The 9,565-nt window shown below is 69.4% G+C and carries 6 protein-coding genes and 1 pseudogene; 1 reads left to right on the top strand and 6 read right to left on the bottom strand.

The features are described from left to right. From AC1DWT_RS46895 to AC1DWT_RS46885, 3 genes and pseudogenes are all read right to left on the bottom strand, one after another. A pseudogene (locus AC1DWT_RS46895) lies at nt 1-164 on the bottom strand (transposase); the annotation flags it as partial. Between the two features lie 90 nt (nt 165-254). After that, on the bottom strand, nt 255-1,076 hold the full coding sequence (locus AC1DWT_RS46890; RefSeq protein ID WP_206014006.1) for an alpha/beta hydrolase: 822 nt from the start codon (nt 1,074-1,076) through the stop codon (nt 255-257). Beyond that, the gene (locus AC1DWT_RS46885; protein WP_072945131.1) at nt 1,073-2,089 is read right to left on the bottom strand and encodes a PHP domain-containing protein; all 1,017 of its coding nucleotides are present in this window, start codon (nt 2,087-2,089) and stop codon (nt 1,073-1,075) included. Before AC1DWT_RS46885 ends, AC1DWT_RS46890 begins: the two co-directional genes overlap by 4 nt. Nucleotides 2,090-2,245: 156 nt before the next feature. On the opposite strand from AC1DWT_RS46885, the gene AC1DWT_RS46880 reads away from it, so the two are divergent. Next, nucleotides 2,246-4,315 carry a PhoX family protein gene (locus tag AC1DWT_RS46880; RefSeq protein ID WP_206014007.1) on the top strand — a complete coding sequence of 690 codons (2,070 nt, stop codon included), beginning with the start codon at nt 2,246-2,248 and terminating at the stop codon, nt 4,313-4,315. Between the two features lie 43 nt (nt 4,316-4,358). Here the strand turns inward: AC1DWT_RS46880 and AC1DWT_RS46875 are convergent, their stop codons facing one another. Genes AC1DWT_RS46875 through AC1DWT_RS46865 form a run of 3 tightly spaced genes read right to left on the bottom strand, consistent with a single transcriptional unit; the run spans nt 4,359 to nt 9,215 of the window. Next, nucleotides 4,359-5,162, bottom strand: a complete 804-nt coding sequence (locus tag AC1DWT_RS46875; protein WP_206014008.1) for an NmrA family NAD(P)-binding protein — start codon at nt 5,160-5,162, stop codon at nt 4,359-4,361. A 4-nt stretch (nt 5,163-5,166) separates the two neighbouring features. Beyond that, nucleotides 5,167-7,116 (bottom strand): hydantoinase B/oxoprolinase family protein, encoded by a 1,950-nt coding sequence (locus tag AC1DWT_RS46870; RefSeq protein WP_206014009.1) that lies wholly within the window; start codon nt 7,114-7,116, stop codon nt 5,167-5,169. Continuing rightward, nucleotides 7,113-9,215: a hydantoinase/oxoprolinase family protein gene (locus AC1DWT_RS46865; protein ID WP_206014010.1), complete on the bottom strand. Its 2,103-nt coding sequence runs from the start codon at nt 9,213-9,215 to the stop codon at nt 7,113-7,115. The genes AC1DWT_RS46870 and AC1DWT_RS46865 overlap by 4 nt, the downstream gene beginning before the upstream one ends. Nucleotides 9,216-9,565: the final 350 nt, after the last annotated feature.

Here is a 9,565-nt window from a genome sequence, read left to right as displayed (position 1 = left end):
CCGGTGCGACGAGAAGCGTGGAACGCCGAGGTGTCGAGATGGGAGTCGACGATCTCGATCACCGTCCACACCGGATGCGTGGGCGGCACCCACTCCCGCATGTCCGGCGGCAACAGGAACTGCTGATCACGATTCACCGGTCGATATCCCTTGGCCACCAACACATTATCCAGGAAACCCCAGGTCAGACCAGGGTGACACGCGGACACCCCGACCCGGAATTTTGCAACAGCCCCTGGAACAACCAAAAAGGCTCACGGGGCGCGGAGCGCCCTCGCGGCGAGTTCGGCGGTGGCGCGGACGATCTCCGGGCCGCCGAACATCATGTCGTCGTTGTGCCCCGCGCCGGACAGCACGACGGTGTCGACGTCGCCGAGCGCGGCTTCGGCGACGCGGGCACTCTGCTCCGGCGGGACGATGGTGTCCGCCGTCCCGTAGACCACGGTGACAGGCACGTCGATGCGTGCGACGAACTCGGCGACGGGAAATCGGTCGCGTAGCAGCAACCGAACCGGCAGGAACGGGTAGTGCGCCCTGCCGACGGCGGCGAGGTCGGCGAACGGCGACCGCAGCAGCAGTCCGGCGGGCGGGTGCTCGGTGGCGAGTTCGGTGACGACGCCGGTTCCGAGGCTTTCGCCGAAGTAGAGCAGCCGCCCCGGCGGCACGCGACGTTCGTCGACGAGGTGCCGGCGAGCGGCCCGGACGTCGAGTGCCAGCCCCTCCTCGCTGGGCTGACCGGGGTTGCCGCCGTACCCGCGGTAGTCGAAGAGCAGGGTGGCGAAACCCGCGGCGGCGAGGTCCGAGGCCAGCAGTGCCCGGTCGGCCCGGTTGCCGGCGTTCCCGGCGGCCACGAGGACGGTCATGCGCGGCTCGCCGACCGCGGGCGGGACGTACCAGGCACCGAGTTCGAGGCCGTCCGACGTGGTCAGCGTGACGTCCTCCGCCCCGGCGATCAGCCGGCCGGCGGGGGGCACCGGGGTGGTGTCGGGGTAGTAGATCAGTTTTCGCTGCAGCACCCACGCCGCGGCGATCAGCAGTGCCATCACCGCGGCCGCGATCAGCACGACACGGATCATTGCCGAATCGGCGCGCCGGTCCACTCCAGCAACTCGGCCACGGGCAGGGTGTTGATCACATCCGACGGCTCGACTCCGCGCTCCGCGGCGCGCTCGCAGGCGTAGCCCTGCCAGGCGAGGTGCCCGGTGGTGTGCGCGTCGGTGTCGATGGAGAACTTGCAGCCGCTGTTCAATGCGAGGTCGATCAGGCGTCCCGGCGGGTCGCGGCGCTCGGGTCGGGAGTTGATCTCCACCGCGGTGCCGTACTCGCGGCACGCGTCGAACACCCGTTCCGCGTCGAACTTCGATTCGGGCCGCGGTCCCCGCACCCCCTCGACGAGGCGGCCGGTGCAGTGCCCGAGCACGTCAACGTGCGGAGACTTGACGGCCTGCAGCATCCGCTTGGTCGTCGTCGCCCGGTCGGTGTCCAGATGCGAGTGCACGCTCGCGACCACGATGTCCAGGTCGGCGAGCACGTCGTCGTCCTGGTCGAGGGTGCCGTCGTCGAGGATGTCGACCTCGATTCCGGTGAGCACCCGGAACGGCGCGAGTTCGACGTTCAGTTCGGCGACCACGTTCAACTGGACGAGCAGTTGCTCCGACGACAGCCCGTTCGCGACCGTCAGCCGCGGCGAGTGGTCGGTGATCGCGCAGTAGTCGTGCCCCAGCGCGGCCGCGCGCCGCATCATCTCCCGGAGCTGGCACCGGCCGTCCGACCAATCCGAATGGGTGTGCAGGTCGCCGCGGAGCGCCTCGAGCAGTTCCGTTCCGCCGAGACCGATCGGCTCCGCGGAACCGCGCAGATACGTCAGGTACAGCGGCACCGCATCGGCGCACTCACGGATGATCGCGGCCGCCTCGGAGCCGATGTCGGGCAGATATACCCAGCCGTTCGCCGCCAGGGCTTCCCGCTCCTCGGCGGTCGACGACTCGAGCACATCGGCCGCCCGGCGGAAGGCGCCGATCCTGGGTCCCTCGTCGCGCGAACGCTCGAGCCAGAACGCAATTTCCCGCAGCGCATCGACGGCGTCCATCTATCCATCGTGCACGCCGTCCGGGCTGCTGGCTAGACGTAAATCACTCCAGACTTAGGGTCGCCTCGTTGTCCGCGCGTTCACACCTACGTTCCCTTTCCCTCGCTTACGACTTCTACGGTGCCGGAGTTGTCCGCATTCGAATCGGGAGCCACGGTGAGTTTGAAACCCCTCGCACTGTTCGTCAACCATGACGGCGCGTCCTCACGCGCCTCCGTCACCTGCCAGTACAAGTGCGGAAACGCGTGCTCCCACGACGTGCCCAACACCTCGCACGGCGAGTACTTCCGTGACATCGCCCGCACCGCCCTGTCGCGGCGCGGAATGCTGCGCGGGACGGGGATGGCCGTCCTCGCCGTCGGCGCGGGCAGTGCGCTGGCCGCCTGCTCGGACGACTCCGGCAGCGGAAGTGTCTCCGGCACGGGGGGTTCGGACGGCGCCACACCGGCGGGAACGAACTTCGGTGCCGTCGCCCCCAACACCGAGGACGCCGTCGTCGTCCCCGAGGGGTACGAGCAGGCCGTCGTGATCCGCTGGGGCGACCCAGTGCTGCCCGGGGCCCCCGCATTCGACTTCGACAACCAGACCGCCCAGGCGCAGGCGCAGCAGTTCGGGTTCAACAACGACTTCGCCGGACTGCTGCCGGTCGAGGGGCAGCCGAACACCTTCCTGCTGGTGGTCAACCACGAGTACACCACCGAGCCGTTCATGTTCAAGGGATACGACGCCGAGAACCCGTCGCCGGAGCAGTTCCAGACGGCGCTCGCCGCCCACGGACTGTCCGTGGTGCAGGTGAAGGGTGAATCCGGCTCGGGCGCGCTCACTCCCGACTTCGGGCCGTACAACCGGCGCATCACGGCGACGACGGAATTCGTCGTCACCGGTCCCGCCGCGGGCAGCGACTTCCTGAAGACGTCCGCGGACCCGACGGGCACCAAGGTGCTCGGCACGCTCAACAACTGTTCCGGCGGCGTCACCCCGTGGGGCACGGTGCTGTCGGGGGAGGAGAACTTCAACCAGTACTTCGCGAACGCCGAACTGGTCACCGACCCCACCGTCGCCCCGCGACTGAAGCGGTACGGCGTGGAAGGTGCTGCATCCGAACGCAAGTGGGAGCGATTCGACAAGCGTTTCGACCTCGCCCAGGAGCCGAACGAGGTCAACCGCTTCGGCTGGGTCGTCGAGGTCAACCCGTGGGACGCGACGTCCGCGCCCGTCAAGCACACGGCGCTGGGCCGGTTCAAGCACGAGGCCGCCACCATCCACGTCACCGACGACGGCACCGTCGTGGCGTACAGCGGCGACGACGAACGCTTCGACTACATGTACAAGTTCGTCTCCAGCCGGAAGATGATGGACGGCAACAGCCAGGCCGCCGTCCGCAACAACATGACGCTGCTCGACGCGGGCACCCTGTACGTCGCGAAGTTCGCCGGCAACTCCGCGGACGAGATCGACGGGTCGGGGGCGCTGCCGACGAGCGGCACGTTCGACGGCACCGGGGAGTGGATCCCGCTGCTGCGCACCGGTGAGGACGGCCGGGGCGAGTCACTCGTCGACGGCATGAGCGCCGAGGAGGTGGCGGTGTTCACCCGTCAGGCCGGCGACAAGGTCGGTGCCACCAAGATGGACCGCCCCGAGGACTTCGAGCCCAGCCCGACAACCGGCAAGGTGTACGTGGCGCTGACCAACAACACCAAGCGCGGCGTCGACGGCGCCGCGGCCGCCGACGGGGCCAACCCGCGGAACAACAACAAGAACGGCCAGGTCCTCGAACTGACCGACGACCACGCCGGCACCGCGTTCACGTGGAATCTGCTGCTCGTGTGCGGCGACCCGACGGCGGCCGACACCTACTTCGGCGGGTTCGACAAGGAGAGCGTCAGCCCGATCTCCTGCCCCGACAACCTGGCGTTCGACCCGCACGGCAACCTGTGGATCTCCACCGACGGCAACGCGCTGAAGTCGAACGACGGCCTGTTCAGCGTCGTCCTCGACGGCGCGAACCGCGGGGAGACCAAGCAGTTCCTCTCCGTGCCCAAGGGCGCCGAGACGTGCGGTCCGATCGTCAGCGAGGAGCGGGTCACGGTGTGCGTGCAGCACCCGGGTGAACTGGACGACGCGAGCGCCGACAACCCGGCGTCGCACTGGCCCGACGGCGGCGATATGCAGCCGCGTCCCGCCGTCGTGGCGGTGTGGAAGTCGGGCGGCCGGATCGGCGTCTGACCCCATGTGAGTGGCAAAGTGTGCCCCCGGCACGCTTTGCCGCTCACCTGGGTGGGCGGCCCAGCAGCGACTCGAACACGGCATTGCCCGCGGTGAAGCCGTGCCGGTCGTAGAACTCGAACATCGCGGACAACCGGGCGCGACCGTCGTCCGTCAGGTCGCGCCCGTGCCGCGACATCCACTCGTCGACGGACACCTGCTTCACCGACACCGGACCGGCCGCCCGGTCGCACAGTTCCCGCACGGTGAGGGCCTCCGGGCCACCGAGTTCGTAGGTGGCGCCGTGGTGGATGTCCGGGCCCTCCATCAGCACTCGCGCCGCCACCTCGGCGACGTCCGCGAGTGCGACGAACGAGAACCTCGCGTCGGGGCTGTACGGCACGTCGACCTCGGTGGCCGTGCCGTCGAGGACCGACGCGAAGTTCTCCGCGTACGCGCACGGCTGCAGAATCGTCCACCGGAGCCCGCCGAACGTCCGGAGCATGTCCTCGCACCGCGCCTTGTCGACGTGGTGCGGCATCGCCGGGGTGTAGGGCCACGCGACCGAGTGGTAGACGAAATGCTCGACGCCCGCGTCGGCGGCGGCCGTGAGAACCCGGCGCACGAGGGCCGGCTCGTCGGGATGCACATTCGGGGCGATGAAGTACACGCCCCGGCACCCCGACAGCGCGTCGGCCAGTCCCGCACCGGTCTCGAGGTCGACGGCGAAATCGCCGGAACGCCGGGCGGTGTGCACCACCCGGCGTACGTCGGCGAGTCCCTCGAGCGCCGCGACGACGGCGGCTCCGGTCTTCCCCGCGGCGCCGACGACGGCGATGCCGGCGCCGCGGGAGAGTGACTCGGTCATCGGATCACCGGTCGATGAAGTCGAACTCGGCGAACTTCGCACCGCCGGAGAGGCGTTCGTAACCGGGACCGCGGTCGAAGAACGGCTCGTCCAGTCCGCGGCTGTCGCGCATCTGCTCGCGCAGCGCCTCGGTGGCGTCGACGTCCGCGACCGGTTCCTCGGTCGACGACGTCAGCACCACACCGTAGTCGGCGCGGGCACCCTCCGCGGACACCTTGCCCCACAGCACGTCCCGGACGACTTCCTCGATGGGACGGTCGAGGGGGTCGCCCCAGCCGCCGCCGCCGGTGGTGCGGATGCGCACCACCTCGCCGGCCTTGATCGGTTCGGCGTCGGTGAGCGCGTCGAACTCGCGCTCGTTCGGGCCGCCCGGGTCGAGGACCACCGAGAACGGCCGTCCGGCCTTGCCGCCCTTGACTCCCCAGCAGGAGAGGATCGAGCGGTCGGCGATGGACATGAAGTTGGCGTCCTTGAGCATCCGGATGTGCTTCTCGTAGCCCAGGCCGCCGCGGTAGCGTCCGGCGCCGCCGGAGTCCTTCGCCAGGCCGAGCTTCTCGACGATGAACGGGAACCGGCTCTCGGTGAACTCGGTCGGCAGGTTCCGCGAGTCGGGAACGACGTGGATGGTGTCCTCGCCGTCCGCGTAGTGCCTGCCGCCGGACCCGCCGCCGAGCACCTCGCGCATCAGGTACGAGTGCCCGTCGAAGTCCTCGCCGTACACCCCGGTGTAGCGGATGGTCTCCTGGTCGGCGGGCATGTTCCCGTCGACGGCCTTCGCGACGACGCCGGCGAGCACGCCGAGCAGCCGCAGGATCACGAACGTCCGGGCGTTGGTGGGCGCCGGGAAGATCGGCGTGATCAGCGTGCCCTTCTCCGGGAACTTCATCTCGATCAACGGCACGACGCCCTCGTTGACGTCGAGTTCCGCCATCCGCTCGGGACTGTCGGCGAGGTTGCGCAGGATCGGTGCGAGCCACTTGATGAGGAAGTTGCCGTCGGCGTAGTCACCGCAGTGGTTGATGGGACCCTTGGCCTGCGGGCCGGTGCCGTTGAAGTCGAGGATGAGGCGTTCGCCGCCCTCGTCCTCCGGGCCGGTCTTGGTGAGCGTGATCCGCTGGCGGTGCAGCATGGGCTCGTCGACGCCGTCGTGTTCGGCGTAGTCCTCCCACGTGTATTCGCCCTTGGGGATCTTGCTGAGGATCTCCCGCCGGTACGTCTCGGTGGTCGCGTCCATCATCGCGTCGAAGCAGGCCTCGACGGTGTCGCAGCCGTACCGCTCGAACAGCTCGGTGAGGCGACGGGCGCCCATGAGGCACGCCGAGCATTCGGCGTCCAGGTCGGCGGCCAGCGCGTCGGGCATCCGCGAGTTGCGGGTCATGATGCGCAGTGCGGCCTCGTTGGGCACACCCTGATCCCACAGCTTGATCGGCGGGACCATCAGGCCCTCCTCGTACACCGTGGTCGCGCCGGACGGCATCGATCCCGGGCAGCAGCCGCCGATGTCGTCGTGGTGGCCGAACGCCTGCACGAACGCGACGACGGACGGTTCCTCCTCGCCCGGCCGGGTCGCGAACACCGGGACGGTGACGCAGAGGTCGGGGAGGTGGCCGATGCCGCCTTCGGACAGGTAGACGTCGTTGTGGAAGTAGACGTCGCCGGGCTTCATGGTGTCGAGCGGGAAGTCCCGCGCCACCGGATGCACGAGCGCCGAATACGAACGGCCGGTGAGCTTCCGGAGGTTGCGGTCGTGGATGCCGGCGCGGAAGTCGTGCGCGTCGCGGATCATCGGGGAGCGGGAGGTCCGCGAGATCGACGTCTCGACCTCCATCTCGACGCTGGCGAGGTAGCCGGCGACGATCTCCACCAGCACCGGGTCGGGCGTCGTACCGTCGACCGGTGTCAGCCGGTAGGGCTTGACCGGCTGCACTGCAACGGGTTCGGTGGTGACGGTCATCGGTTCGCTCCGTTCGAGTCGGCGATCTTGGTGATGCGGATGTTTCCGAAGGTGTCGATCCGTGCCCGGAATCCGGGGTGCACGGGAATGGTGGAGCTGAATTCCTCGATCACCGCCGGGCCCTCGAGCACGTCGCCGGCGCCGAGCTTGGCCCGGTCGTAGACCTGGGTGGTGACCCATTCGTCGAAGTACGCCGGGCGGGTGCCGGTCACGGCGGACTCCGCTCCCGTGCCCGCCGCGATCTCGTTCAGCGTCGGGCGCTTGATCGGGCCGATGCCGCTGACGCGCAGGTTCACCCACTCCACGTGCTGATGCGGGTCGCCGCGGAAGTCGTACCCGTACAGCTCCTTGTGCGCCTGGTGGAACCGCTCCGCGGCCTCGTCCATCAGCTCCGGGGTGACGGGACCGTCCCCGACGGGCACCCGCACCTCGAACGCCTGGCCGAGGTAGCGCAGGTCGGCCGAACGCGCGTACTTGCGCTCTGCCTCGCCGAAGCCCTCGTCGGCGAGTGCGATTTCCGCCTCGGCGGCGAGCGCGTCCAGCCCCGACTGCAGTTCGGCGATCTCCAGCCGGTCGTGCCGGCAGACGTGGGTCTGCACGTAGTCGTTGCGGACGTCGACGGTGAGCAGTCCGAACGCGGACACGTTGCCCGGGTTCAGCGGGACGAGGACGTCCTTGAGACCGAGGATGTCGACGAGCCGGCAGGCGAGCAGCGACCCGGAGCCGCCGAACGTCACCAGGGTGAAGTCGCGGACGTCGAGGCCCCGCTTGACCGTGATCTGCCGCAGTGCGTTGGCCTGGTTCCACGCCGACACCTCGAGGATGCCGGTGGCGCAGGCCTCGAAGTCGAGCTTCAGCTGGTGTGCGAGCTGCTCGACGCCCTTGCGGGCCAGTTCGGTGTCGAGGGGGATCTCGCCGCCGAGCAGGTGGGGTGGGATGCGGCCGAGCAGTACGTGGGCGTCGGTGATGGTCGGCTCGCTGCCGCCCTTGCCGTAGCAGAGCGGGCCGGGGTCGGCGCCCGCCGACTGCGGTCCGACGCGCAGCGTGCCTTCGGGGGTCTGCCAGGCGATGGAGCCGCCGCCTGCGCCGACGGTGACGACGTCGATCATCGGGATCTTCGACGGGTACGCCCCGACCCGGCCCTCGGTGGTGAGCGCGGGCTCGCCGCGGACCACGACGGTGACGTCGGTCGACGTTCCGCCGCCGTCGCACGTGAGGACCTGCTCGACACCCGCGACGCTGGCGATGAGCGCCGCACCGAGCGCGCCGGCCGCCGGGCCGGACAGCACGGTCGTGATGGGCTGGTGCACGACCTCCTTCGCGGACAGCACGCCGCCGTTCGACTTCATCACGTAGAACGGGATGTCGCGGGCCTCGCCCTCGTCGGAGGAGAATTCGCGCAGCCGGTTCGCGATGTTGTTCACGTAGTTGCGGATGTTCGGCTTCACGGCCGCGTCGACGAGCGTGGTGATGGACCGCTCGTATTCGCGGTACTCGCGCAGCACCTGGCTGGAGATGCTCACCGTCGCCTCGGGGTATTCCTCGAGCAGAAGATCCCGGACGCGGTTCTCGTGGCTCGGGTTGGCGTAGGAGTGCATCAGGCACACGCCGATGGTGCGGATGCCGCGGTCGGCGAAGAAGCGGGCCGCCTGGCGGACGTCGTCCTCGACGAGGGGGCGGATCTCGCTGCCGTCGAACGCGAGCCGGCCGCCGATGGTGCGGACGCGGTCGGCGGGGACGATGCGGTCGGGCTTGACCCAGAAGTAGGAGTTGCCGTAGCCGTCGGGGACGGACTGGCGGGCGATCTCGAGGACGTGCTCGTACCCCTCGGTGGTGATGAACCCGAGGTTCTCGACCTTGCCTTCGAGGAGCTTGTTGGTGGCGACGGTGGTGCCGTGGCTGACGGCGCCGATCGCGTCGCCGGTCTCGCCGAGCTTGGCGAGCACCTTCTCGATTCCGGTGAGGAATCCCTGCGCCGGGTCGGCAGGCGTCGAGGGTGTCTTGGTGGTGACGACGGCTCCGGACTCCTCGTCCACAGCCACGACGTCGGTGAATGTTCCGCCGGTGTCGATACCGACCCGAATCTTCCTGGATTCCACGATTCCTCCTGGGCTCGTCTCTGTAAGGCAATTGCACCGTTTCCGCCGCCCGGTTTCTTTGTCACATATCGCCGAACTCGGCGGTCCTCGTTCGGCGCTGCCCGCGCGGCCSCACCCCTGGACAGACGACAGCACCCCGAACCGSSCGGTTCGGGGTGCTGTGTCGAGGGTGTGCGCGGGTTATTTCGAGCAGGTGCCCCGCACGAGGATGCCGCCGACGAGGACACCGGCGAGGGCGATGCCGGCGCCCAGTGCGGCCGACGCGAGAACAGTTGCCGTGGACGCCGCCTCGGGCGCCCGCAGCCGGGCCGCGGCCGCCGTGGGGACCGGGGCTGCCGACCGGGGCTGCC

Source organism: Rhodococcus sp. P4_B6, assembly GCF_056402215.1.
Note: the sequence above shows the minus strand (reverse complement) of the source record. Positions and strands in the feature narration are given on the sequence as shown.